Annotated in this window: 24 protein-coding genes and 1 other RNA gene; 21 read left to right on the top strand and 4 right to left on the bottom strand. The window is 40.3% G+C overall.

Features of this window, described 5'->3' with window-relative positions:
• Genes MHB79_RS15620 through MHB79_RS15610 form a run of 3 tightly spaced genes read left to right on the top strand, consistent with a single transcriptional unit; the run spans position 1 to position 2,296 of the window.
• Positions 1 to 654: an ABC transporter permease gene (locus MHB79_RS15620; RefSeq protein WP_003213477.1), complete on the top strand. Its 654-nt coding sequence runs from the start codon at positions 1 to 3 to the stop codon at positions 652 to 654.
• Between the two features lie 13 nt (positions 655 to 667).
• Positions 668 to 1,585, top strand: coding sequence for an osmoprotectant ABC transporter substrate-binding protein (locus MHB79_RS15615; RefSeq protein ID WP_340990162.1), 918 nt, complete (start codon positions 668 to 670; stop codon positions 1,583 to 1,585).
• A gap of 21 nt (positions 1,586 to 1,606) precedes the next feature.
• Positions 1,607 to 2,296, top strand: a complete 690-nt coding sequence (locus tag MHB79_RS15610) for an ABC transporter permease (protein ID WP_003213726.1) — start codon at positions 1,607 to 1,609, stop codon at positions 2,294 to 2,296.
• A gap of 80 nt (positions 2,297 to 2,376) precedes the next feature.
• On the opposite strand, the gene MHB79_RS15605 is transcribed toward MHB79_RS15610, so the two are convergent.
• From MHB79_RS15605 to MHB79_RS15595, 3 genes are all read right to left on the bottom strand, one after another.
• Complete coding sequence (locus MHB79_RS15605) at positions 2,377 to 2,697, bottom strand: winged helix-turn-helix transcriptional regulator (protein ID WP_050944175.1); 321 nt, start codon at positions 2,695 to 2,697, stop codon at positions 2,377 to 2,379.
• 82 nt (positions 2,698 to 2,779) lie between these two features.
• A complete protein-coding gene (locus tag MHB79_RS15600; RefSeq protein ID WP_340990160.1) occupies positions 2,780 to 3,181 on the bottom strand; it encodes a helix-turn-helix domain-containing protein in 402 nt (133 codons plus the stop codon).
• A 130-nt stretch (positions 3,182 to 3,311) separates the two neighbouring features.
• On the bottom strand, positions 3,312 to 3,716 hold the full coding sequence (locus tag MHB79_RS15595; protein ID WP_003213200.1) for a helix-turn-helix domain-containing protein: 405 nt from the start codon (positions 3,714 to 3,716) through the stop codon (positions 3,312 to 3,314).
• A gap of 153 nt (positions 3,717 to 3,869) precedes the next feature.
• Here MHB79_RS15595 and MHB79_RS15590 point away from each other — a divergent pair, with 153 nt between their 5' ends.
• From MHB79_RS15590 to MHB79_RS15545, 10 genes are all read left to right on the top strand, one after another.
• Positions 3,870 to 4,103 (top strand): helix-turn-helix domain-containing protein, encoded by a 234-nt coding sequence (locus MHB79_RS15590; RefSeq protein ID WP_003213379.1) that lies wholly within the window; start codon positions 3,870 to 3,872, stop codon positions 4,101 to 4,103.
• Positions 4,104 to 4,129: 26 nt separating this feature from the next.
• Positions 4,130 to 4,420: an AbrB/MazE/SpoVT family DNA-binding domain-containing protein gene (locus MHB79_RS15585; protein ID WP_003213714.1), complete on the top strand. Its 291-nt coding sequence runs from the start codon at positions 4,130 to 4,132 to the stop codon at positions 4,418 to 4,420.
• Between the two features lie 186 nt (positions 4,421 to 4,606).
• Positions 4,607 to 4,840, top strand: coding sequence for a preprotein translocase subunit SecG (gene secG / locus MHB79_RS15580; RefSeq protein ID WP_003212746.1), 234 nt, complete (start codon positions 4,607 to 4,609; stop codon positions 4,838 to 4,840).
• 124 nt (positions 4,841 to 4,964) lie between these two features.
• On the top strand, positions 4,965 to 5,711 hold the full coding sequence (locus MHB79_RS15575) for an alpha/beta hydrolase (protein ID WP_050944165.1): 747 nt from the start codon (positions 4,965 to 4,967) through the stop codon (positions 5,709 to 5,711).
• Between the two features lie 19 nt (positions 5,712 to 5,730).
• Complete coding sequence (gene rnr, locus MHB79_RS15570; RefSeq protein ID WP_226804071.1) at positions 5,731 to 8,073, top strand: ribonuclease R; 2,343 nt, start codon at positions 5,731 to 5,733, stop codon at positions 8,071 to 8,073.
• A gap of 139 nt (positions 8,074 to 8,212) precedes the next feature.
• Positions 8,213 to 8,683: an SsrA-binding protein SmpB gene (gene smpB / locus MHB79_RS15565; protein ID WP_003213153.1), complete on the top strand. Its 471-nt coding sequence runs from the start codon at positions 8,213 to 8,215 to the stop codon at positions 8,681 to 8,683.
• Positions 8,684 to 8,859: 176 nt separating this feature from the next.
• Positions 8,860 to 9,221, top strand: a transfer-messenger RNA (tmRNA) gene (ssrA, locus tag MHB79_RS15560).
• Between the two features lie 280 nt (positions 9,222 to 9,501).
• On the top strand, positions 9,502 to 11,514 hold the full coding sequence (locus tag MHB79_RS15555) for a type I restriction-modification system subunit M (RefSeq protein ID WP_340990158.1): 2,013 nt from the start codon (positions 9,502 to 9,504) through the stop codon (positions 11,512 to 11,514).
• The gene (locus MHB79_RS15550; RefSeq protein WP_340990156.1) at positions 11,511 to 12,758 is read left to right on the top strand and encodes a restriction endonuclease subunit S; all 1,248 of its coding nucleotides are present in this window, start codon (positions 11,511 to 11,513) and stop codon (positions 12,756 to 12,758) included. The genes MHB79_RS15555 and MHB79_RS15550 overlap by 4 nt, the downstream gene beginning before the upstream one ends.
• Before the next feature lie 6 nt (positions 12,759 to 12,764).
• Entirely contained in the window at positions 12,765 to 15,755 is a 2,991-nt protein-coding gene (locus tag MHB79_RS15545; RefSeq protein WP_340990153.1) for a type I restriction endonuclease subunit R, read from the top strand.
• A gap of 331 nt (positions 15,756 to 16,086) precedes the next feature.
• Here MHB79_RS15545 and MHB79_RS15540 read toward each other — a convergent pair whose 3' ends face one another.
• The gene (locus tag MHB79_RS15540; protein WP_340990151.1) at positions 16,087 to 16,812 is read right to left on the bottom strand and encodes a hypothetical protein; all 726 of its coding nucleotides are present in this window, start codon (positions 16,810 to 16,812) and stop codon (positions 16,087 to 16,089) included.
• Between the two features lie 312 nt (positions 16,813 to 17,124).
• On the opposite strand from MHB79_RS15540, the gene MHB79_RS15535 reads away from it, so the two are divergent.
• The 8 genes from MHB79_RS15535 (at position 17,125) to aspA (ending at position 25,698) form a co-directional block, all read left to right on the top strand.
• On the top strand, positions 17,125 to 18,714 hold the full coding sequence (locus MHB79_RS15535; RefSeq protein ID WP_340990149.1) for a histidine kinase N-terminal 7TM domain-containing diguanylate cyclase: 1,590 nt from the start codon (positions 17,125 to 17,127) through the stop codon (positions 18,712 to 18,714).
• A gap of 278 nt (positions 18,715 to 18,992) precedes the next feature.
• Complete coding sequence (locus MHB79_RS15530) at positions 18,993 to 19,448, top strand: DUF6376 family protein (protein ID WP_003213149.1); 456 nt, start codon at positions 18,993 to 18,995, stop codon at positions 19,446 to 19,448.
• 101 nt (positions 19,449 to 19,549) lie between these two features.
• A complete protein-coding gene (locus tag MHB79_RS15525; RefSeq protein ID WP_061409635.1) occupies positions 19,550 to 19,855 on the top strand; it encodes a metal-sensing transcriptional repressor in 306 nt (101 codons plus the stop codon).
• Between the two features lie 73 nt (positions 19,856 to 19,928).
• Entirely contained in the window at positions 19,929 to 20,135 is a 207-nt protein-coding gene (copZ, locus tag MHB79_RS15520; protein WP_012011271.1) for a copper chaperone CopZ, read from the top strand.
• An 80-nt stretch (positions 20,136 to 20,215) separates the two neighbouring features.
• Positions 20,216 to 22,651, top strand: coding sequence for a heavy metal translocating P-type ATPase (locus MHB79_RS15515; RefSeq protein WP_340990146.1), 2,436 nt, complete (start codon positions 20,216 to 20,218; stop codon positions 22,649 to 22,651).
• A complete protein-coding gene (locus tag MHB79_RS15510) occupies positions 22,648 to 22,782 on the top strand; it encodes a hypothetical protein (RefSeq protein ID WP_267885135.1) in 135 nt (44 codons plus the stop codon). The genes MHB79_RS15515 and MHB79_RS15510 overlap by 4 nt, the downstream gene beginning before the upstream one ends.
• A 176-nt stretch (positions 22,783 to 22,958) precedes the next feature.
• Positions 22,959 to 24,236 carry a cation:dicarboxylate symporter family transporter gene (locus MHB79_RS15505; protein ID WP_003213370.1) on the top strand — a complete coding sequence of 426 codons (1,278 nt, stop codon included), beginning with the start codon at positions 22,959 to 22,961 and terminating at the stop codon, positions 24,234 to 24,236.
• A 16-nt stretch (positions 24,237 to 24,252) separates the two neighbouring features.
• Positions 24,253 to 25,698, top strand: a complete 1,446-nt coding sequence (gene aspA, locus MHB79_RS15500) for an aspartate ammonia-lyase (RefSeq protein WP_050944151.1) — start codon at positions 24,253 to 24,255, stop codon at positions 25,696 to 25,698.
• Positions 25,699 to 25,766 lie beyond the last annotated feature (68 nt).

Here is a 25,766-nt window from a genome sequence, read left to right as displayed (position 1 = left end):
ATGGATCAAATCATCGATTTTCTAGAGAAAAATGGTGGGGAACTCCTCACAAAAATGTGGGAGCATTTATATATTTCCTTAATTGCTGTCGTGCTAGGAATTATCGTTGCCGTTCCTTTAGGCGTCGTTCTCACGCGAATGAAACGAGGCGCAGGTTTTGTCATCGGTGTCGTGAATATCTTTCAAACACTCCCTAGTTTAGCGATTCTTGCATTTTTTATTCCTATTTTGGGGGTTGGGAAAATACCTGCAATCGTTGCTCTCTTTTTCTATTCGGTATTGCCTATTTTGAGAAATACGTATGCCGGCGTCCAAGGTGTGAACAAAAATCTGCTTGAATCCGGTAAAGGGATCGGCATGACGACATGGGAACAAATTCGTCTCGTGGAACTTCCACTTGCTGTACCGATCATTATGGCAGGTGTCCGAACGTCAACGATTTATTTAATTGGCTGGACAACACTTGCTGCTTTTATCGGTGGAGGCGGTCTTGGTGACTACATTTTGATTGGACTTCAGCTATACCAGCCGGAATACATTATTGCAGGTGCCATCCCAGTCACCATTTTAGCGGTCATCATTGACTTTACATTGATGAAGCTGGAGAAAAAAGTAACACCAGAAGGCTTAAAAGGATTGAAGGAAGTTTCATAAGGAGTTGGCTTATGTGAAGAATCGAAAAACAAAATGGATCAGCGCACTGCTTGCTGGATGCTTGCTATTGATAAGCGGCTGTTCACTTCCTGGACTAGCCGGCTCCTCAGGCAATACGCTGCGGGTGGGAGCACAAAACTTTACCGAATCAGAAATCATGGCCTATATGGTTAGCGAGATCATCGAACATTACACTGATAAAAAGACAACCATTGTGAAAAACTTAGGCTCTAATACCGTACAGCAGAAAGCAATGGAAAATGGGGATATCGACATTTCTGCGACAAGATATACAGGGACAGATTTGACGAGTACGCTTGGAATGGATGCGGAAAAAGACCCGGAGCGTGCAATGGAAATCGTCCAAAAAGAATTTAAGAAACGCTATGATTACAAATGGTTTGATTCCTATGGCTTTGACAATACGTATGCCTTTGCCGTGACGCAAAAGATGGCGAAGGAAAACAAGTTAGAAACGGTCTCTGACTTGAAAAAGAATGCGAAGAATTACCGGTTCGGTGTCGATAATATATGGCTCAAAAAGAAAGGCGACGGTTATGAAGGATTCGTGAAAACATACGGAATTGAATTTGGAAGCACGTATCCAATGCAGATTGGTTTAGTGTACGATGCATTAAAAAATGAAAAAATGGATATTGTGCTTGCCTATTCAACAGATGGGCGAATCAAAGCCTATAACCTCAAAATTTTAAAAGATGATAAGCGGTTTTTCCCGCCATATGATGCATCGCCCGTTGTCCCGAAAAAAGTTTTAAAAGAGAACCCAGGGCTTGATAAGGTGATCAACAGACTGATCGGAAAAATTAATACAGAACAAATGCAAGAGCTGAACTATCAAGTCGACGGAGAGCTTCAAGAACCAGCCACCGTTGCGAAGAATTTCCTGAAAAAGCACAATTACTTTGAGTAAGATGGGGAGGTGTCACGGCTGATGGACACACTGCAGCAATTATGGACGTATTATCAGCAGAACGGTTCATATGTGTTAGAAGAATTTTATCGGCATTTTCTCATGTCAGCGTATGGGGTGCTGTTTGCGGCAATAGTCGGAATTCCAGTAGGCATCTTTGTGGCGCATTACCGTAAGCTAAGCAATTGGATCTTCGCCATTACCAACGTCATTCAAACCATACCGGCGTTAGCAATGCTTTCCGTGTTGATGCTCGTGTTAGGACTTGGCGCAAATACAGTCATCATATCACTCTTTCTGTATTCGCTGTTGCCGATCATCCGCAACACGTATACAGGGATTGTCAGCATTGAACATGCTTATTTAGAATCGGGTAAAGCGATGGGCATGACGAAATGGCAAGTGCTGAGAATGGTTGAATTACCGCTTGCTTTATCGGTTATTATGGCTGGTTTAAGAACTGCACTGGTCATCGCTATCGGCATTACAGCGATTGGGACATTTGTTGGCGCGGGAGGTCTAGGTGATATCATCATCAGAGGATCAAACGCCACAAACGGAACAGCCATCATTTTAGCAGGTGCTATTCCAACTGCACTCATGGCCATTATCGCTGACCTAGTCATGGGCTGGCTCGAACGCTATTTAAGCCCAACGAACAAGAAAAAAGAAAGAAAAGCATTAGCTGAAAAAAACATGACATCTGCTTAAGCGGTTGAAAAGACAAAACCTCCCTTACATCTGTAAGGGAGGTAGTTTTATGATGATCAGGCAGTTCACATGCGGGTATTTTATGATTCAAGCGTGATCCATTCAGTAGACCACTTCGAAATTTCCTCAAAAACGGGTGCAAGGGAACGCCCCATATCAGTTAAAGAATACTCAATACGCACGGGTGTTTCAGCAAAAACCTCCCGTTTTACAATGCCTGCTGCTTCCAGCTCTTTTAATCTCTCAGATAATACTCTTCCGCTTAAATTTGTCAGAGCGGCCTCAATTTCACCAAAGCGCTGCGGACTTGAGAGAAGCTGAAAAACAATCAGTGCAACCCAGCGTTTACTCAATAACTCAACTGCTTTTTCAAACCGCGGGCACATGTCAGATTGATTCATCTTTCTTCACTCCAATCTGAACCCATTATACCGTAAATTTGTCATAAATCAGCTCAAAAAGCTTGTTAATGATCAAAACATTCTATGATGACGAACGGCTGTTTAATATAAATAACAGATAGCGGTTAAGATCTTCTATTTCTTTTTTCGAAAGAGTTGACCAAATGTCTCCATCAAATAGCTCGAGATCACCAAGTTCATATTGCGCTGCGGCTTCCTTTATTTTGGATAATGCCGTTTCCTCTTCCTTCAGCTGATGGACAGAAGAGGCTTCCTCAATATAGCCCGCAGCCTGCATCATTTCCTCATAAGGAACCTTTAATGCAACGGCTAGTTTTTTTATCGTAGGAGGCTTCGGAATGCCGCGTTTCCCATTTTCAATACGAGAAATACCAGCAGCACTGACTTCTGAATACATCGCTAATTGGTTCACTGACAGCTTCTTTTCCTCACGTAATGCTCTTAAGTATGCACCAAAGTTCATCAAGGCAAAACCTCACATGGTTATAGATTAGATATATCTATTTTACTTGATTTGTTGACTATTGGCAACAAGTATACCATGAAAATATTGACATTAGTTAATAGTGAATGTATCTTAGGGTTATGCCCCGCTATTTGTTCGTCTTTTTTTGGTTGATGAGCGTGAGAAAGTATTCATTCAGCTGGCTGATGTCTTGTGCGGATAGCCTTTCCCATAGGTCTCCGTCAAAAATGGGAAGATGTTCTACATCCTTTTGAAGCGCCGTTTGATAGATTTTCAACATGGATTCATATTTTGGTTTCATTTCATGAACTTGTTCCTGTTCAATATGACCGGCAAGCAGCATTAAATCCTCATAAGGCACCTTCAAGGCGTGTGCTAATTTTTTTATGGTTAAAGGCTTCGGCACACCACGCTTTCCATTTTCGATTCGAGAAATACCAGCAGCGCTTACACCTGAATACATGGCGAGTTGATTGACAGACATTTTTCTATTTTCTCTTAAAATGCGTAATTGTTCACCAAAGTGATTCATGACATCGAACCTCACATTTCAGTATATGACTTATTTTAGTATGATCATTGACCAAAGGAAATAGCAGAGGGGTAAAAGTGTTGACTTAAGTTAATGAATCTGTTTCATGTGAGCACCTACACGTTGTACATATTGATTCCATAGGAGGTTGTAATGATGGTCGAAAAGATTCAGATCAGGCGGACTTATGTCATGCAGTATATGATCGAAAACGATATGTCTTTAAATCAGCTCGCTGATGAAATTGGCATTTCTCCTGCCACACTCAGCAGGGTATTAAATGGTCATCGGAAACCAGGCCAGCTTGTCATTGGCAAAATGATTCATTACTTTGATAAAAAATTTGAAGATCTATTTTACTATGAAAATGTTGACAAAAGTCAATGAATGAAATGATCAAGGAGGCAATGTCGTTGAAAAGAACTGGGATGGTCAGACATATTGATTCACTAGGCAGAATTGTTCTGCCTTCAGAAATGCGCAAGGTACTCAATATTAAAGAAGAGCAGCTTTTAGAAATTTTCATTGAAGATCAAACTATTATGCTGAAAAAATATGATGCAGATAAGAGCTGCCTGTTAACTGGACAAGTGACGAAGTATAACAAAAGCTATGGAAATGGGAAAGTGATGCTGAGTCCTGAAGGAGCTGAACGTTTGTTAGTAGAATTAAAACAGCTATTGAAAGAAGAAGCAACCCGTTAAAAACGTGTTTTTAACCGAAAATTGCATATAAAAAATGCTGCATACTACTCTTTGGAATGAAATTGAATCAAAATAACGAGTAAAGTCCAGAATTTAGAGGGAATCTTTATTTTGATGTTTCGTGACATGCACCTTGTTTTCATGTAAAATATAGTTATGTGTACCAGTTTGTCTGGAGGTGTTTTCATGCACGCATTTGTTATCACATTACTCGTAATTGTCAGTATCGCACTTATCATCGTTGTATTGTTACAATCTAGTAAAAGTGCTGGACTGTCAGGCGCTATTTCAGGTGGAGCCGAGCAGCTTTTCGGTAAGCAAAAAGCGAGAGGTCTTGACTTGATACTTCACCGTTTAACGGTTATTTTGTCAGTGCTTTTCTTCATCTTAACACTTGCATTGGCATATTTAGGCGTATAAAGCGCGAGTAACAGAAGGTCTGATCTTTTTTCAGACCTTTTTTTATTATCAGCACTCTTTTGTGTTTGTTTCATACATACAAGTGGAAAATATAAACCATATCGGAAGGAAAGGAAGTCACATCATGAAAGTTGTTACACCAAAACCATTTACGTTTAAAGGTGGAGAAAAGGCGGTGCTTCTTCTTCACGGTTTTACTGGGAATACAGCCGATGTTCGAATGCTAGGCCGTTATTTGAACGAAAGAGGGTATACGTGTCATGCACCACAATATAAAGGACACGGCGTGCCGCCAGAAGAGCTTGTCCATTTTGGACCGGATGACTGGTGGAAGGATGTACAAGAAGCCTATCAATTCTTAAAGGATGAAGGCTATGAGGAAATTGCAGTTTGCGGACTATCCCTCGGAGGAGTTTTTTCATTGAAATTAGGTTACACTGTACCTGTAAAGGGAATTGTACCTATGTGTGCACCTATGTACATAAAAAGTGAAGAAGTCATGTACCAGGGTGTACTAGAATATGCCCGTAACTATAAGAAATTCGAGGGTAAGTCAGAGGACCAAATTGAACAGGAAATGGAAGAGTTCAAGAAAACGCCAATGGATACACTGAGGAGCCTGCAAGAACTCATTGCAGATGTCAGAAACAATGTCGACATGATTTATTCACCTACTTTTGTTGTTCAGGCACGTCACGATCATATGATTAATACAGACAGTGCGAATATCATTTACAACGAAGTAGAGACAGATCAAAAGCATTTGAAATGGTATGAAGAATCAGGCCATGCGATCACGCTTGATAAAGAGCGCGAGAAGGTTCATCAGGATGTATATGCATTCTTAGAATCACTTGATTGGTCAGTTTAAATATATAGGGGGTTAGAGTGTGCAAAAAGAAGAATTTATGAATGAATTACTCGCTTTTATGAAAGATGAAGCGTATAAACCGTTAACCGTTCAAGAGCTGGAAGTGATGATGGAGATTACCAATCCAGATGATTATAAAGAGCTCGTCAAAGCACTTGTGATGCTGGAAGATCAAGGACTCATCGTTCGCACGCGCAGCGATCGCTACGGTGTACCGGAAAAAATGAACTTGGTAAAAGGAAAGCTGTCTGCTCATGCAAAAGGCTTTGCATTTGTGACACCAGAAGAGTTTGGACAGGATGATATTTTCATTCCGCCTAATGAGCTAGGCACAGCGATGAATGGTGATACGGTCATGGTTCGTGTCAGCCACAAATCAAACGGCACAAAAAAAGAAGGGACTGTCATCCGAATTCTGGAGCGTAATACTCAGACGGTTGTTGGTACCTATACAGAAACGAAAAGCTTTGGCTTTGTCATTCCTGATGATAAAAAAATCACAACCGATATCTTCATCCCGAAATCCGCTAAAAATGGAGCGGTCGAAGGGCATAAAGTGGTCGTGACGCTGACTAGCTACCCAGAAGGAAGAATGAGTGCAGAGGGCGAAGTCACTGAAATCCTTGGTCATAAAAATGACCCTGGCATTGATATACTATCAATCATTCATAAACACGGCCTGCCAGGTGAGTTCCCAGAAGAAGCGCTCCAGCAGGCAGTAGACACACCTGAAACGATTGATGAAAAAGACCTAGAAGGCAGACGTGACTTACGCAATGAAACGATTGTAACCATTGACGGAGCAGATGCGAAGGACTTAGATGATGCCGTTACGGTGCAAAAGCTGGATGATGGCAAATATAAGCTAGGGGTGCATATTGCAGATGTCTCTCATTATGTCACAGAGAACTCTCCGATTGATCAGGAAGCTTATGAGCGTGGAACGAGTGTATATCTCGTAGACCGCGTCATTCCTATGATCCCGCACCGCCTGTCAAACGGTATTTGCTCGTTGAATCCGAAGGTCGATCGTCTCACGCTGTCTTGTGAAATGGTCATTGATCGAAATGGGAAGGTCGTCAAACATGAGATTTTCCAAAGTGTGATCAAAACGACGGAAAGAATGACCTATACTGATGTGAATAAGATTTTAGTCGATCAAGACGAGGAGCTTATAGACAAATACGAGCCGCTCGTCCCAATGTTCCAAGAGATGGAGAAGCTTGCAGAGATCCTTCGCGAAAAACGGATGGAGCGCGGGGCAGTAGACTTTGACTTCAAGGAAGCAAAAGTACTTGTAGATGATGAAGGCGCAGCAAAAGACGTTGTCGTTCGCGAGCGTTCAGTCGCAGAGAAATTAATTGAAGAATTCATGCTTGTTGCAAACGAAACGGTTGCAGAGCATTTCCACTGGTTGAATGTACCTTTCATTTATCGAATTCACGAAGAACCAAATCCTGAGAAGCTTCAGCGCTTTTTAGAGTTCGTGACAACGTTTGGTTACATTGTGAAAGGAACGTCGACAAACATCCATCCGCGTGCACTTCAAAGTGTACTTGATGCTGTGAGGGATCAACCAGAAGAAGTTGTGATTCAAACTGTCATGCTTCGTTCGATGAAACAGGCGAAATATGATCCAGAAAGCATCGGCCATTTTGGTTTATCAACGGAATTCTATACACATTTCACATCACCGATCCGCCGTTATCCGGATTTAATCGTGCATAGACTGATTAGAACCTATTTGATTCAGAAAAAGACAGACGAAGCAACTCTAGAAAAGTGGGGTCAGCTGCTTCCTGAAATTGCAGATCATGCGTCTACAATGGAGCGCCGCTCAGTTGATGCAGAGCGTGAAACAGATGATCTCAAGAAGGCAGAATTTATGCTTGATAAAATCGGTGAAGAGTTTGATGGCATGATTAGTTCTGTGACAAACTTCGGACTATTTGTTGAACTGCCGAATACAATTGAAGGTCTTGTTCATGTCAGCTACATGACAGACGACTACTATCGCTTTGATGAGCAGCACTTTGCCATGATCGGTGAACGCACAGGAAATGTCTACCGTATCGGTGATGAAATCACAGTCAAAGTGGTGAATGTCAATAAAGATGAGCACTCGATTGATTTTGAAATCGTCGGCATGAAAGGCACCCGCCGTAAATCGCCAAAAGATTTTAAGTTTAAAAAACGGACAGATTCACCAGCGAAAAAAGGGCACGGAAGCCAAAATGCCTCTGGGGATAAAGCCAAAGAGGATAAAGGCGGAAGTGACTGGTTCACAGGCCGTAAGAAGAAGAAAAAGAAAAAACGCGTATTTGATAACGCACCAAAACAAAAGCGTAAAAAGAAAAAGTAACGTGACAAAAAGCAAATAGGGCATCACGCTCTATTTGCTTTTTGACCACATAGCGTCAGCGTTGTCTAAAGCTGGATTGTTTGATAAAATAATCCGTACGATTTGGACCGTGTTTGTGTCAAAAGGAGGGTGTACGCCAATGCCAAAGGGAGAGGGAAAGGTTGTTTCCCAAAACAAAAAAGCAAATCATGACTATTTTATAGAAGAAACGTATGAAGCTGGCCTTGTGTTACAAGGAACTGAAATCAAATCGATTCGTGCAGGAAAAGTGAATTTAAAAGATTCCTTTGCCAAAATTGAGCGAGGAGAAGTGTTTCTTCACAACATGCACGTGAGCCCATACGAGCAGGGGAACCGTTATAACCATGACCCGCTGAGAACGAGAAAGCTGCTACTTCATCGCAAGCAAATCAGTAAATTGATTGGTGCGACAAAGGAAGAGGGCTACTCACTCGTGCCTCTGAAACTCTATTTAAAAAATGGCTTTGCCAAAGTGTTGATCGGAATTGGTAAAGGGAAAAAGAAATACGATAAACGTGAAGATCTTAAGAAAAAAGATGCAAAACGCGAAATCGACCGTGCCTTCCGTGATCGACAAAAGCAATTCTAGCCCGGGACAGATTGCTTGCTGCTAGCATCAATACTATGCTACAATATGATATGCAGTAAACAGCCACCGCTTTTTTTACAGAAACCACCAGTTGTTTCAAGCGATGAGATTGTTATAATAGTTATATACGGAAGCAGTTAAGCTGAACGTTTCCATCCCGTATATCCCTTTTACAAGGGGACGTTACGGATTCGACAGGGGCGGTTCGAGCTTGAGCTGCGAGCCGAGAGGCGATCTCGTTAACACGCACTAAATGTAACTGGCAAAACTAAAAGTTTTAACCAAAACTTAGCACTAGCTGCCTAATAAGTGCAGCGAGCTCTTCCTGACATCGCCTATGTGTCTGTGAGGAGCCCAATGAAGTAGGCTACGCTTACGTTTTCGTCTGAGGACGTAAGAAGAGATCCATCAGACTAGCTCTCCAAGCGCCCGTCAGCAGGCATGAGGATGAGTGAACACCAAATATGTTGACTACGCTCGTAGACGCTTAAGTAATCGATGTCTCTGGACGTGGGTTCGACTCCCACCGTCTCCATACATATGATTTCGAAGGAAATCAATGAGGTCAAAGTCCTTTCATATTAAGGGTTTTGGCTTTTTTCTATTGTCGGTGATTTAAATTTACCATGTGTAGAGCTAATAGTAAGAGTTCTTTATATCAGGTTGGCCTGAAGAGTTACCAATTCCAATGCTTTGGTTAAAGTTTCTATTTTTTGCAGTTACGTTTTGTTGTTGGAACATTTATAATTGAATGTAATATTGCATTATATTTACAAGGATTATTGTCGGGAAAATAAATTTAGAATGAGGTACATAACATGATCAACTTCCAAGATAAAGTAAGCTTCATTTGGTCAATTGCAGAGATTTTACGTGGGCCATATAAGCCAGAAGACTATGGTGAAATTATTTTGCCATTAGCTGTATTACGCCGTTTTGACTGCGTATTAGAAAGCACAAAAGAAGAAGTGTTAGTGAAAGCAGAGCAGTATCCAAATATGACAGATGAAGCACGTGAGCAGATTTTAAATCGTGTTTCTAAGCAAAACTTTCACAACATAAGTAAGTATGATTTTAACAAGCTATTAACAGACGCTGATAATATCGCTGATAACTTACGTGACTATATAAATGGTTTCTCGAAAGTGGCTCGTGATATCATGGAGCACTTCGACTTTGATCGCCAAATCGATAAGCTTGATCAAAATGACTTATTATACTTAACGATTAAACGTTTTAGTGAAATCGATTTACATCCAGAAACAGTTTCAAACATTGAGATGGGTTATGTATTTGAGGAACTAATTCGTCGTTTCAATGAGTATGCAGAAGCAGGGGATCATTACACGCCACGTGAAGTTATTCGCTTAATGACACATTTGTTATTTTTACATGATGATGCGAGTATTTTAACGAAACCAGGTTTAACACAAACGTTGTATGACTGTGCAGCTGGTACAGGTGGTATGGGTTCAGTTGCGCAAGAATATTTACTTAATCAAAATCCAACAGCACATTTAGAATTTTTTGGTCAGGAAATTAACCCTGAATCCTATGCCATTTGTAAGGCAGACTTACTTATTAAAGGTGAAGATGCACGTAATATCCGTTTAGGGAATACGTTATCAAACGATCAATTCCCACATGATACATTCGATTACTTAATTTCAAATCCACCGTACGGAGTGGACTGGAAATCATATGAGAAGGCGATTAAAAACGAACATGATAAACAAGGTTTTGATGGTCGTTTCGGACCTGGTACGCCTCGAACAAGTGATGGGCAGCTATTATTCCTCATGCACTTAATCTCAAAAATGAAACCAGTCACAGCAGAAAATCCTCAAGGCTCTCGATTAGCCATTATTATGAATGGTTCGCCGTTATTTACAGGTGATGCAGGTTCTGGTGAAAGTGAAATTCGAAAGTATGTGCTTGAAAACGACTTAGTAGAAGGGATTGTGGCATTGCCGAACGATCTTTTCTACAACACAGGCATTGCCACGTACATTTGGATTTTAACGAACAATAAAGCACCCCTTCATAAAGGGAAAGTGCGGTTAGTCAATGCTGTAGACTTCTCGAAAAAAATGAAAAAGTCGATGGGTAGCAAGCGTAACGAAATTACGGAAGAGCAAATGAATGAGATTGTTCGTTTATACGGTGATGCACAGCCAAATGAGTACGTGAAGATTTTTGAGAATGAAGACTTTGGTTATTCGAAAATTACAGTAGAACGTCCATTACGTTTAAACTTCCAAGTAAATGAAGAGCGCTTGGCACGTGTTGTAGAGCAAAAAGGCTTTGAGAACTTAGCAATATCGAAGAAAAAAGGCGATGCAGGTCACTTTGAAATTGAAGAAGGTAAGAAGCTACAAACGCAAATTATATATGTGTTACGCACGTTAGAAAGCGATACAGTATATAAAAATCGTGATGTGTTCACGAAAGTACTAAAAGATGCATTGAAGCAAGCGGGTATTACTATCGGCGCTCCTGTATTAAAAGCAATTTTAGCGGGTCTTTCTGAAAAAGATGAAACAGCCGAGGTATGCATGAAAAATAAAACAGACATCGAACCAGATACAGATTTACGTGATACTGAAAACGTACCGTTAAAAGAAAACATTCATGACTACTTTGCACGTGAAGTATTACCACATGTACCAGACGCATGGATTGATGAAACAAAAACAAAAATCGGCTACGAAATTCCATTCACTCGCCAATTCTACAAATACACAGCATTACGCAGCTCAGCAGAAATTATGGACGAGATTCGTACATTAGAAGCGGAGATTGCTGAGCAGTTGAAGAAGGTGATTGGATGAGAATCAAGTTAAAGTATATTTCTCGTATTAACATGGGACAATCACCAGAACAAGAGAGTGTGAATCAAGAAGGCGTAGGGACACCCTTTTTACAGGGGAAGGCAGAGTTTGGTGAATCACACCCCATTCCTGTAAATTATTGTGTTAAAGCAAATAAATTTTCTATGCCTAATGATATTTTAATGTCTGTTCGTGCTCCAGTTGGGTCATTGAATTTGTCAGACCAAAAGTATGTTATAGGGCGAGGTCTTTGTTCGATAACTCCTAAGGATGATGTAGATAGGGACTATTTATTGTATGGATTAATAGAGGCCAATTCTAGATTATTAACATTAGTTAAGGGAAGTACATTTGAGGCAGTCACAACTGAAGATGTAAAAAACTTAGAAATAAAAATCCCCTCAAATTTAGAAGAGCAGCGAATAATATCAAAATTTTTGTCCAAAAAAGATAAAAAAATCAATGATTTAATAATATCTAAAAATAAATTAATAGATTTATTAGAACAACAACGTCAATCAATCATCACAGAAGCTGTTACAAAAGGTTTAAATTCGAATGTGAAAATTAAAAATTCAGGTGTTGAGTGGATTGGTGATATTCCTGAGCATTGGGATCTTAGCAAGGTTGGGTATTTAGGACGTTTGCAAAATGGTATCAGTAAATCTTCTGATGAATTTGGTTTTGGTTCGCCATTTATTAGTTATGGTGATGTATATAAAAATGAAGTTTTACCTAAAGTGGCTAGCGGATTAGTTAATGCTACTGAAAAAGATAAGAAACTTTATTCAGTTGAGTATGGTGACGTATTTTTCACACGTACTTCAGAAACTATCGATGAAATTGGAATAGCTTCAACATGTTTTGAAACAATTAATGAAGCAACATTTGCAGGTTTTTTAATCCGTTTTAGACCGATTACAAATCGTTTAAGTCCAAGATTTGCGAGATTTTATTTTAGAAGTGCATTAGGTAAGCGCTACTTTGTTAAGGAAATGAATCTTGTAACAAGAGCATCATTATCACAGGGCTTATTAAGAAATTTTACTGTTTTACTACCTTCATTAGAGGAACAAGAAGAAATAGCATCTTATTTAAAGAAAAAAACTTTAGCGATTGAAGAAAGTATAACTCTTATTAAAAATCAAATCGAAAAACTAAAAGAATACCGCCAATCCCTGATCTACGAAGCAGTAACAGGCAAAATCGACGTACGTGATATGGAACTTGATGAAGTGAGGTGAATAGTAATGGCTATCGATACTACAGAAACAGGTTTTGAGACAAATATCGAATTAGCATTAATCGCGAATGGCTATAAAAAGCGTGTGTTAGAAGGTGAGGCAAGTAACTTTTTCAAGCAGCATGCAATCGACGTAGAAGAGCTATTTGCATTTTTAGAAGATACGCAGGAAAAGCGGATGCGTACGTTAGAGAAATCGTATGGTCCTACTTATCAAGAACAAGTGTTAAAGCGCATTAAAGATCAGCTACATAAACAAGGTTTGGTTGAATGTTTACGTAAAGGGATTAAAGATCGTGGTGTCACATTACAACTTGCGTATAACCAGCCACCCACCGATATGAATAAAACATTAAATGAGCAGTACAGGAAAAACCGTTTTAATGTTGCTCGCCAAGTGTTTTACAGTGATAAGCATAACAATAGCTTAGATATGGTGCTGTTTTTAAACGGTTTACCACTTGTAGTGATGGAGCTGAAAAATCCATTAACAAACCAAACAGTTGAAGATGCGATGAAACAATTAAAGAATGATCGTGATCCACGTGAGCAGCTATTTAAATTTAATGAGCGTGTTGCTGTCTACTTTGCCGTTGACCCAGATGAAGTGTTTATGACAACAAAGCTTGATAAAGGCAAAACGTACTTCCTCCCATTTAACAAAGGAAATAATGGCGGGAAAGGCAATCCGTTAACTTACGGTGATAACTATCGAACGCATTATTTATGGGAAGACATTTTAGCACCCGATAGCTTACTTGATATTATATATCGCTTCATCTTTATTAAGAAAGACGATATTAAAGATTCAAACGGTGAAACAATAGGTGAGCGTCAAATGCTCATTTTCCCTCGTTTCCATCAGCTTGATGTTGTACGTAAGTTAGAAGCAGATGTTGCACAAAAGCTTGTCGGTCATAATTATTTAATTCAGCACTCTGCGGGATCTGGTAAGACGAACTCGATTTCGTGGCTTGCACACCGTTTAGCTAAGCTACATAACGATGAAAATGAATCGATCTTTAGTAGTGTGATTGTGATTACCGATCGCCGAGTGTTAGATAAGCAATTGCAAGACGCAGTGTATCAGTTAGAGCATAAAGCAGGAATGGTGGAGCCAGTCGATAAAAATTCAGAGCAATTAGCACGTGCTATTAATAGTGAAACACGCATTATTATTACAACGCTCCAAAAGTTCCCGTTTATCTTGGAAAAAGTAGCGGGCTTAGAGCGAAAAAAATATGCAGTTATTATCGATGAAGCGCACTCATCTCAAGGTGGTAAAGCATCTACTGCCTTAACAAATGTTTTATCAGATAAGACGTTAGAAGCAGCATATGAGGAAGACCGGATTGCCGAAGAAAACTTAGTTGATGTAGACGAGAAAATTATAGAAGCCATTTTGAAAAGTGGGAAACAGGATAACGTATCGTTTTTTGCCTTTACAGCGACTCCCAAGCCTAAGACGTTAGAAAAGTTTGGTACAGTTGGTATTGATGGTAAGCCAGAGGCCTTTCATCAATATACAATGTGCCAAGCAATTGAAGAAGGGTTTATTTTAGATGTACTTGAAAATTACACGACATATAAAACGTTCTGGAAAATTGCCAAGACTGTCGATGATGACCCTGAAGTATCGAAGAAGCAAGCCACCAAAAAGCTTGCTCAATACGTTTCATTGCATCCGCACAGCATTGAACAAAAAACAGAAATTATCATTGAACATTATCGGAATTTTGTACAGCGGAAAATTGGTGGACGTGCCAAGGCAATGGTCGTGACAGCAAGCCGTTTACATGCAGTACGTTATAAAATTGCTTTTGATAAGTATATTCATGAAAAGGGATATAACGATTTAAAAACAGTTGTGGCATTCTCAGGTACTGTAAAAGACGGTGGAATAGATTATACAGAGCCGGACATGAACAGTTTCTCTGAAAAAGAGCTACCTGATAAATTCAATTCAGATGAATTCAAAGTATTGCTTGTAGCTGAGAAATATCAAACGGGATTTGATGAACCACTGTTGCATACGATGTATGTAGATAAGCCATTAAGTGGTATTAAAGCGGTGCAAACCCTATCTCGTTTAAATCGTACTTGCCCAGGTAAAGAGGACACATTCGTACTCGATTTTGTAAATGAACCAGAGGTTATGAAAGCTTCGTTCCAACCATATTACGAATCAACAAGTCTATCTGAAATTACGGACCCAAATATCCTTTATGATATGCAGGCTGACATCGAGCCTCATCAAGTATTTAAAGAAGATGAGGTGCAAAGGGTTAATGAACTTGAAGTAACAGGCGGTGTGAAAAAGTCAACTAGGGCGCAAACAGAGTTAAATGCAATTCTTGACAAAGGTGTAGAGCGATATAAAAAGCTTTCAGAAGAAGAACAGGTTGATTTTAAACAAGCTGCAACAAAATTTATTCGTACGTATAGTTTTGTGCTACAAGTTGTAACGTTTATTGATCTAAGCTTACACAAACAATATATTTATTTAACATACTTGTTGCGCAAACTACCTCGTACAACTGGTGATAAGGACGTTTATTTAGCTGATGATATCGCACTTGAATACTATCGAAATCAAAAGGTATTCGAAGGAAGCATCGAGTTGGAAAAAACGGGTGGCATTGAACTTGATCCACAGAAGCATGGTGCTGGTGGTGTAGCTGAAGATGAGAAGGTGCGATTATCAAGCGTGTTAGAAAAGTTAAATGAGCGCTTTGGTACAACATTTACAGAAACAGATTTTCTTTCTCGTGAACAAGTGAAAGAGGATATGTTGAATGATGATGATCTTCGTCAGAAAGCGAAAAACAATACAAAAGAAAACTTCAAATTTGCTTTCGAAAAAACATTTATGAATTTTGTTATCGACAGAATGAGTAGCAATCAGGAATTCTTTATGAAGATTTTAGAGAACGATGAATTTAAGTCGTATATTATGGAAGACATGTTAAATGAGGTATACGGAGAAGTGAATCGATGATGATTCTATCGCAATATCTGTCTAAGTCCTATAAGAAAAAAGATGACGGTCCGTCATCTTTTTTTTGTAGTAATCACTGTTCAGTTTTTTGAGAAGGTTTAAGGAATTGAATAAACAAAGGGCTAACTACGAAAATAGCTATAATGAGTAGAAGTTTATTTGATATAAATTTCATAAACGTTGTATTAATGATATACAATGAAATGAGTAATAAATAACATACTAAGAATAATAAACCAGACTTTCTTTTTTGAAACGGTTTATCTAAAAGAATGAGCATAAATAAACCTGCCATGATAATGATGAAGGTCATTTTTTTACCTCCCTATATTTATTGTGGGAATACACCAGATGGAACTGCTGCATAACCTAATCCAGTAAATCTTATTCTTACGCCATGTCCTTCATGTTCATCTTGAATCATTTGACCAAATCCCACAAGCCCTCCACCAATTACTCCAGCAATAGCACTAGCTAGTTGAGTAGGAGGAACGGGTATGAATCTAGAAATGGCTGCGATTCCACTAGTAGCTCCCCCTCCAGCTTTGAAAGACTGATATAAAGATCTGGTCTCATTGCAATCAAAGTATAAGTTATATCCCCACCAATAAACATTGTGACCGTTCTTCCCGCATCCTTTAGATAATGTTGATACCTTATGATCAAGTGAATTAGTGTTAGATTCGTCTAGCATTTTAATACTAAAATCAGGTTGAATAACAGCTTTTTTTTCAAGTACTAATTGGTTGCTATACTTCAGCCATGTCTTTACTTCTTTAATTATTGTATGATCTAGATTCAAATCAGTATAATCTGGTTTTAAAATAAGTGTTCCTTTTTTAGATAAATATAAATATGACTCTATTTTCTTTATGTCCTTCATACTGACTTTTGCCTTTTTAACATCTTTTTGTTCTGATTGATTTTTTTCAGAGTTGCTATCATCTGATTTTTTCACTTCCGCATAGCTTACATTGGAAAAAAACGTTGTGGATATGATAATTGTTAACAAGCCTATCAATAGTTTAGAAATCTTACTACGATTGTTTTTATTCATTAAGTTTTCCCCTTCCATTTAATGTTGTCATCATTGTACTGTAAAAAAAATCTGGTGTGGTCATTATGATAAAAAAGGGTAAAAAAGTAGGTTTTATATTGAGCTGGAAGTTAATTTTCGGCGAATTTTTAATTAGTTAAAAAGGTGTCTTAAGACCCTTGTGGGGTGTTTTGTAAAAAAAGAAGAATAAACAAATGTCATAAAGATTTTAAAAAACCTCCACCCAAATCAAAATCACATCTTCCCATTTGTGACTTCCTCATATATAGTGAGATTAGACTAGTTCTAAATAACTGAAATTGGGGCGTTTACATGGATTCGATTGTTTTACATTTTATTGTGATCATGAGTGTTTCTGGCATTCTGTCCGTGATATTATCAATCATTGCTCATGCGAACCGCCACCGGTATATTGGCTGTCAATTGTTTATGTACATGTCTGGAGCAACTGCGATTTATATCTTTGGGCACACATTTGAATTATTGGCAAGTACACCTGGGGAGATTATGTTCTGGGTTTGTTTTCAATACATGGGTCTTCCGTTCATCGCGCCATTCAGTCTAATGATTGTGCTGCAATTTACGGGATTCCATCAATATTTCACAAAGCGCCGCGTGCTTCTCATCTTACTGATTCCAACTCTCACCACCATTATGGTGTTCACCAATTCTTTTCATTCACTCTTTTATCGAAGCATCACGATGAATCCGGTAGACGGATTTTTATTGGCTGACTTTACGATTGGCTATTGGTATATCATTCATGGTGTCTATACATTTGGCTGTTCGATGCTCGCTATTTTTATGCTGGTTTGGTTTTTGCGTGTCACAAAAAAAGAATATTTAAAGCAGATTCTAATTTTGCTAGTGGGTATGTTACTGCCAATCACGACATCTTTTATCTATTTATTAGGCGTGACACCTCTTCATATTGACCCTGTCCCTGTGGTGATGTTTTTAACCAATGCACTCTACTTATGGGCGATTATGTCGTTCCAGCTCTTTAAGCTCTCTCCCATTGCGATGGAGCGTGTGTTTGAGCATATGTCTGAGGGGGTTCTCATTTTAGATCGATACCGGACACTCATAGATTACAACCCCGCTGCTGCATCGATCATTCCAGCACTTTCTAATAAAAAGGGGATTGGCTATAAAATAGACGATATTTTCTCAGGGATCATCAAAGATACCGCGTTCTTCCAGTGGCTGCGTTCTCCGCAGGATCATTCGCAATATGATTTAATGTGGAAAAAGGAAGAAGATCAGTCCAGCTATTATCTTCTGACCGCTTCATCGTTATTTAATAGAAGAGGAGAGATCGAGGGCAGGCAAATTGTGATCAGTGATGTAACAGAGCAGCGTTTGCTGCAGGAAGAGCTGGAGCGTCGTGCGTATATTGATGGATTGACGAATATCTTCAATCGGTCTTCATTCATAGAACGAACGCAGATGATCCTAGAAGAGGATGCGCAGGATACGGCTGTTATGCTGTTTGATATTGATTTCTTTAAACAAATCAATGACACGCATGGACATCATATTGGAGACGAGGCACTGCGTCATGTTGTCACCATTTGTCAGCAGCATTTACAAATGGACGATTTATTCGGACGATATGGCGGAGAAGAGTTTGCTATTTGTCTGCCACATCATTCTTTTGAAGAGGCATGTCATATTGCGGAGCGAATTAGACATTCGTTTGAGATGAGTTTCTTTGAGAATGATGAGGAAAAAGTGCGAGTGACAGCGAGCTTTGGAATTGCTCACACAGCTTATGATCCAAATGTATTAGAAACTCTTCTATTTGAAGCGGACCAGGCCTTGTATATGTCAAAACGCCAAGGACGCAACCGGATTTATGCGTCCACTGGAGCGGATTATATGCTTTATGAAGAGAATTGACCTACCGCTTGCTTCTCATTGACGGTTGTCCTGACATTCGATATGATAAACATAACATTTGAACAGTTTCCTAAAGGGGAGTAGCTTTTACGGTTTGGTCGTCATTACAGAAGCAGCGATTGCTTCTCGGCCATTCCGGCATGAACAATGTTAGCCAGACCTTTGCCTATCACACATGAGGCAAAGGTCTGGCTATTTTTAAGGTCTTTTTAAGTCTGTGTGATAGGGAAGCTGAACAAATGATGCTTTTAATCCCACAGATGAAAGGATGATCGATCTTGAAAAAATATGTGATAGCTTTCCTATTTTCCGGAACGCTTGTATTAAGCGGGTGCTCCAGCTTACTTGATCAAGTCAACGATACAACGACATATGTCACTGAGGCAAATGACTATGTCACAGACATTCAGCAATTTACAGAGGACTTTCCAAAGCTCGCTGAAGAAGCTGTCCAAAACGCCGCCAAAAAGGCAGAATTAACGCAGCAGCTTGAATCATTGAAGGCAGACATTCAAGATTTTAATGAGGTCACAGCGCCAAAAATGGCAGAAGACCTGCATGCGCAAATCATTGAAAAAAATAAAGTGCTGTCAGAGGAAATTCAGACGTATTTACAGCAATTGAAAGCAGACAACATCGACGTTGCCGCCATGCTTGAGGACCAGCAAGGATTGATTAAGCAGCTTCAGCAATCCGTCAATCTATTGCAGGACATTGAACAATTAACAAACTAAAGCAAACACTATAGAGTGTATTCAGCATATCTTTGCCTTTTCCGGTGGAGATATGCTTTAATTTAAGGAAAGACAAGTCATAATGGAAAAAAGGTGATCACATGACAGAACATGAAGAAAGACATATGGCTTCGCCTAGAGCCGAGAAGGAAAAAGATCAATTGATTAATCGGCTGAAACGAGTGGAAGGACAAGTGCGCGGAATTCAGCAAATGATTGAAAACGATCGTTACTGTATAGATGTTGTCAATCAAATCTCCGCAATCAATGCGGCTTTGAAAAAGGTCAGCCTTCATTTGATGGAAAAGCATACACATCACTGCGTAGCGGATGCGATTAAGAGCGGCAATGGAGATGAAGCCATTGAAGAGCTAATGACGGTTTTTACGAAACTGACAAAATCGTAGCATTTATATGTTTACAATGATACCCTACTAGGGTATAGTAAATGTAGAAAATGATTGATGGAGGCGATGAGAAGTGGAACAAGCAACACTTCAAGTGCAGGGCATGTCTTGCGGACATTGCGTGAAAGCAGTCGAAGGAAATGTAGGAGAACTAGCAGGTGTTGAATCTGTGAAAGTCCATTTAGACAAAGGAGAGGTGGAAGTTTCATTTCACCCAGATCAAGTCACGTTGCACCGTATCTCTGATGTAATTGAAGAACAGGGATATGATGTCGTATAAATGAACATACGTGCTGCATAACAGCACGTATTTTTTTCAAAATATAATACCCCCATGGTGTATATGGAGAGGTGAGGTCAATGAAGAAGGAAATCGACTTTCAAATTACGGGGATGACCTGTGCTGCCTGTGCAGGACGAATTGAAAAGGGATTGAACAGGCTGGAAGGTGTAGAGGATGCCAATGTGAATTTGGCGCTGGAAACATCTCATATTGTGTATGAAGCAGAACAACTCACACCAGATGATCTCAAGCAAAAAATTCAATCCCTCGGCTACGATGTGGTGATGGAGCAAGCAGAATTTGATATAGAAGGAATGACGTGTGCAGCGTGTGCCAACCGAATCGAGAAAAAAATAAATCGGATGGATGGTGTCGATCACGGATCTGTGAACTTTGCGCTGGAGACCCTTCAGGTCACGTATCACCCAGGCCAAACGTCTACAAGTGATATAAAGCAAGCGGTTCAGTCCATTGGGTATTCTTTAATTGAACCAGCTGCAGATGAAGCAGAGGAAGGAAAAAAAGATCATCGCCAAGCAGCAATAGAGAAGCAGACGGCACGCTTTCTATTCTCAATGATCCTGTCACTGCCACTTCTTTGGGCAATGGTCAGTCATTTTTCTTTCACGTCTTTTATTTGGCTGCCTGAAGCGTTCATGAATCCTTGGGTTCAACTGGCGTTAGCAGCGCCCGTTCAGTTCATTGTCGGATGGCCCTTCTATGTAGGTGCGTATAAAGCGTTACGTAATAAAAGTGCCAACATGGATGTTCTTGTCGCACTTGGGACATCAGCTGCGTTTTTCTATAGTTTATATGAAAGCATTCAGTCAGCGGTTCAAGGCACACATGAGGCAGCCCTCTATTACGAAACAAGTGCTGTACTCATTACGTTGATCGTTCTCGGAAAATTAATGGAAGCAAGAGCAAAAGGGAGATCATCAGAAGCGATTCAAAAGCTAATGGGTCTACAAGCGAAAGAAGCGGTCATCGAGCGAGATGGGAAAGAGATGACTGTTCCTATTTCTGAAGTGAAAGTGAATGATCTTGTGTTTGTCAAACCGGGAGAGAAAGTGCCGGTAGATGGAGAAATCGTGGAGGGAACAACCGCAATTGATGAGTCCATGATTACGGGCGAAAGTCTGCCTGTTGATAAAACGGCTGGTGATGCGGTCATTGGGGCAACCATCAATAAAAATGGGTTTGTGAAAGTGAAAGCGACAAAGGTTGGGAAAGAGACCGCCCTTTCACAGATTATTAAAGTCGTAGAACAAGCACAGGGCTCAAAAGCACCGATTCAAAGGATGGCAGATCAAATTTCAGGGATATTCGTTCCCATTGTTGTAGGAATTGCAGTGCTCACCTTCCTGATCTGGTTTTTCTTTGTTGATCCAGGAAATGTGACAGCAGCACTTGAAACCTTTATAGCGGTCATCGTCATCGCATGTCCGTGTGCGCTCGGCCTTGCCACACCAACCTCGATTATGGCTGGGAGCGGCCGTGCAGCTGAATCAGGTATTTTGTTTAAAGGCGGAGAGCATTTAGAAGTGACTCAATCACTCGACACGGTGGTTTTAGATAAAACAGGAACTGTGACAAAAGGGGAGCCGAGTCTGACAGATGTGCTGGCATATGCCAATTGGACAGAAGATGCGCTGCTACAGCTAGCAGGATCAGCAGAACAGCAGTCGGAACATCCGCTTGCTAGAGCCATCACAGACGGAATGAAGGAACAAGGTCTTGAAGCGGTCGAGATTGAAGCCTTCCAAGCTGACCCAGGTCATGGAATTGAAGCAAAGGCAGCAGGGCGCAAGCTTTTGATTGGGACGCGTAAGCTATTACAGAAACATCATATCCCATATGATCAAGTCGAAGCATCCGTTACAATGCTGGAGCAGCAAGGTAAAACGGCTATGCTTGTCGCGATTGACGGCGAAGTCGCTGGCATTGTCGCGGTCGCAGATACAATCAAATCATCTTCACCTCAAGCGATCAAGCGTCTGAAAAAGCAAGGGATTCACGTCGTGATGATGACAGGTGATAACAAGATGACAGCAGAGGCGATTGCGAAACAGGCGGGCATTGATCATGTCATTGCTGAAGTCCTGCCTGAGGAAAAGGCGGCTCACATCGCGGCGCTTCAGGAACAAGGAAAGAAAGTCGCCATGGTCGGAGATGGTATTAATGATGCCCCGGCCCTTGCGACAGCGAATATTGGGATGGCAGTTGGAACTGGGACAGATGTCGCCATGGAAGCAGCAGATATCACACTCATGACAGGAGACCTCCATGCCATTGCTGATGCGCTTGAATTTAGTCAAAAAACGATGAGAAACATCAAGCAAAATCTATTTTGGGCGCTTGCTTATAATTGTATTGGGATACCGATAGCTGCTTTAGGACTTCTTGCGCCATGGCTTGCAGGAGCAGCAATGGCTTTTAGCTCCGTGTCGGTTGTATTGAATGCGCTCAGATTGCAGCGATTGAAACCGGTTAGAGAGGGAGTGGCACAATGAAGCTGAATGTCAAATGGATTTGGACGATTAGTGCATTGTTCTACGTTGCTCTTGTCCTTATTGGATATGCGATATACGATAGATTTTATCCACAACAAGATACACCAAGTGAACAAATGCAAAATCATTAGGACTTCGCCCAAAAGCGGAGTCTTTTTTTAACAATTTTGTGGAAAAACCCACCTTTTAAAAGATTTTTCATAAAAAATTCACTTCTTTTTGTTCCTTTTTGTCGTTTTTTGTAGGTTCATCGTTAAGATGCGATTAAGCAACAAAGAAAGCGTTATCAAAAAAAGGGGGTTCACGTATGAAAAAGTTAGGGTTAGCTTCACAAATACTCATTGCACTTGTTCTGGGTGTTATCGTGGGAGCGCTGTTTTATCAAAATGAAACCGTTATTAATGTGTTAACGCCGATTGGCGATATATTCATCCATTTAATTAAAATGATCGTTCTTCCAATTGTTATTGCTGCGTTGATTGTAGCAGTAGCTGGTGTAGGGGATATGAAAACCATCGGAAGACTCGGTGGGAAAACGATTCTTTACTTCGAAATTGTGACAACGATTGCATTAGCAGTAGGACTGCTTGCAGCAAACGTCTTCCATCCTGGTACAGGAATTGACATGAGCAACATGGAAAAAGGCGATATCTCTAAATATGAAGAGACATCGAAAGCTTCTTCCGAAAAAGCAAGTTTCTCTGAAACGATTGTGCATCTAGTGCCAACAAACGTTTTCCAATCCATTGCAGAAGGTGATCTATTACCAACGATCTTCTTTACCGTCTTATTCGGATTAGGAATTGCCGCAGTAGGAGACAAAGGGAAACCAGTGTTAGGATTCTTTGAGGGTATACTCGAAGCCATGTTCTGGGTGACCAATAAAGTGATGAAGTTTGCACCATTTGGTGTATTCGCGCTCATCAGTGTGACGGTGATCAAATTCGGGGTCGGAGCGCTTCTCCCGCTAGGTAAGCTGGTACTTGTCGTTTACGGCACAATGGCATTCTTCGTGATTGTCGTACTTGGCATTATCGCAAAATTAGCTGGAACAAGCGTCTTTACACTATTTAGAGTGCTAAAAGAAGAAATCATTCTTGCATTCTCAACAGCAAGTTCAGAAGCTGTACTGCCTAGACTAATGGATAAAATGGAGAAGTTCGGCTGCCCGAAAGCGATCACGTCGTTCGTTATCCCAACAGGCTACACCTTTAACTTAGATGGAAGTGCCATCTATCAATCCATTGCCGCCATATTTGTTGCACAAATGTACGGCATGCCACTTTCCATCTATGAGCAAATTACGTTACTATTAATCTTGATGCTGACATCTAAAGGAATGGCTGGTGTACCAGGTGCATCAATCGTTGTTGTTATCACAACACTTGGTGCAATGGGACTGCCGCTTGAAGGACTTGCCTTCATCGTTGGGATCGACCGTATTCTTGACATGGTTCGTACAACTGTTAACGTATTTGGTAACTCACTTGCAGCCATTGTCATGTCTAAGTGGGAAAAAGTTTTTGATCAAGAGAAATCGAAGAAGTATATTGAGGAATTAAAACAACAAACAAAAGCAGCGTAAAAGGAGATCTTTTCAAATGACGAAGCTACAGGACAAGCAAGTTCGAATCGAACGAGACTTTCTAGGTGAAAAGGAAGTAGACACTCAAGCGTATTATGGAATTCAAACATTACGTGCAGTAGAGAACTTTCCAATTACTGGCTACCATGTTCATGAGGAACTCATCAAAGCATTAGGGATTGTCAAAAAGGCAGCCGCACTTGCAAATATGGATACAAAGCGACTATATTCTGGTCTTGGAGAAAAAATTGTTCAAGCCGCAGATGAGGTTATTGAAGGAAAATGGAACAATCAATTTATTGTCGATCCAATTCAAGGCGGGGCTGGCACTTCAATGAATATGAATGCCAATGAAGTCATTGCAAACAGAGCGCTTGAACTACTAGGAAAGGAAAAAGGCGCTTATACTGAGCTAAGTCCAAACACGCATGTGAACATGTCGCAGTCAACAAACGACGTTTTCCCAACAGCGATTCATATTTCAACATTGAATATGATTGAAAAACTACTTTATACGATGGAAAACATGCATCAAGTTATGACAGAAAAAGCGCAAGAATTCGATCATGTCATCAAAATGGGACGTACGCATCTTCAGGACGCTGTTCCAATCAGACTTGGTCAAGAGTTTAGTGCTTATGCAAAGGTTCTTGCTCGTGATATTAAACGTATCAAGCAGTCTAAACAGCATTTATATGAAGTCAATATGGGTGCAACAGCAGTCGGAACTGGCTTAAATGCTGATCCTAAATATATTCGCCAGGTGGTTGGCTATCTATCTGACATTAGCGGATTACCGTTAGTTGGAGCTGAAGACTTAGTCGATGCCACGCAAAATACGGATGCTTATACAGAAGTATCAGCTGCACTGAAAGTATGTATGATGAATATGTCTAAAATGGCGAACGATATTCGCTTGATGGCATCAGGTCCAAGAGCAGGCTTTGGTGAGCTTCACTTGCCACCAAGACAGCCAGGTTCATCCATCATGCCAGGGAAAGTCAACCCAGTGATGCCAGAGGTCATGAACCAAGTAGCATTCCAAGTCATCGGAAATGACCACACGATCTGTCTTGCATCAGAGGCTGGTCAGCTTGAGCTGAACGTGATGGAACCAGTCCTTGTGTTCAACTTGCTTCAATCTCTCAGCATCATGAAAAATGTCTTTGAGTCCTTCGTAGACAACTGCTTGCGTGACCTAAAAGCAGATGAATCTAGATTAAAAGAATATGTAGAAAAAAGTGCTGGTGTCATGACAGCGGTGAATCCGCATATTGGTTATGAAGCTGCTGCACGAATTGCCAGAGAAGCGATTCTTACAGGCGTATCTGTACGTGAGCTTTGTCTGCAAAATGATGTTTTATCAGAGGAAGAGCTTGATGTCATCTTGAATCCTTTTGAAATGACTAAACCAGGTATTGCTGGCGCATCACTTTTAGAAAAGGATCGTTTAGAAGATTAAGCAGCATCATGAGAAGCGCACACCGACAAAGTTCCGGTGTGCGCTTTTTTATGGATGTTTGTTTTTCT

The organism is Bacillus sp. FSL M7-0558 (assembly GCF_038003245.1).
In the GTDB taxonomy this organism is placed as follows: Bacteria; Bacillota; Bacilli; order Bacillales; family Bacillaceae; genus Bacillus; species Bacillus pumilus.
The sequence above is the reverse complement of the archived record's forward strand: the minus strand, read 5'-3'. Positions and strand labels throughout refer to the sequence as shown.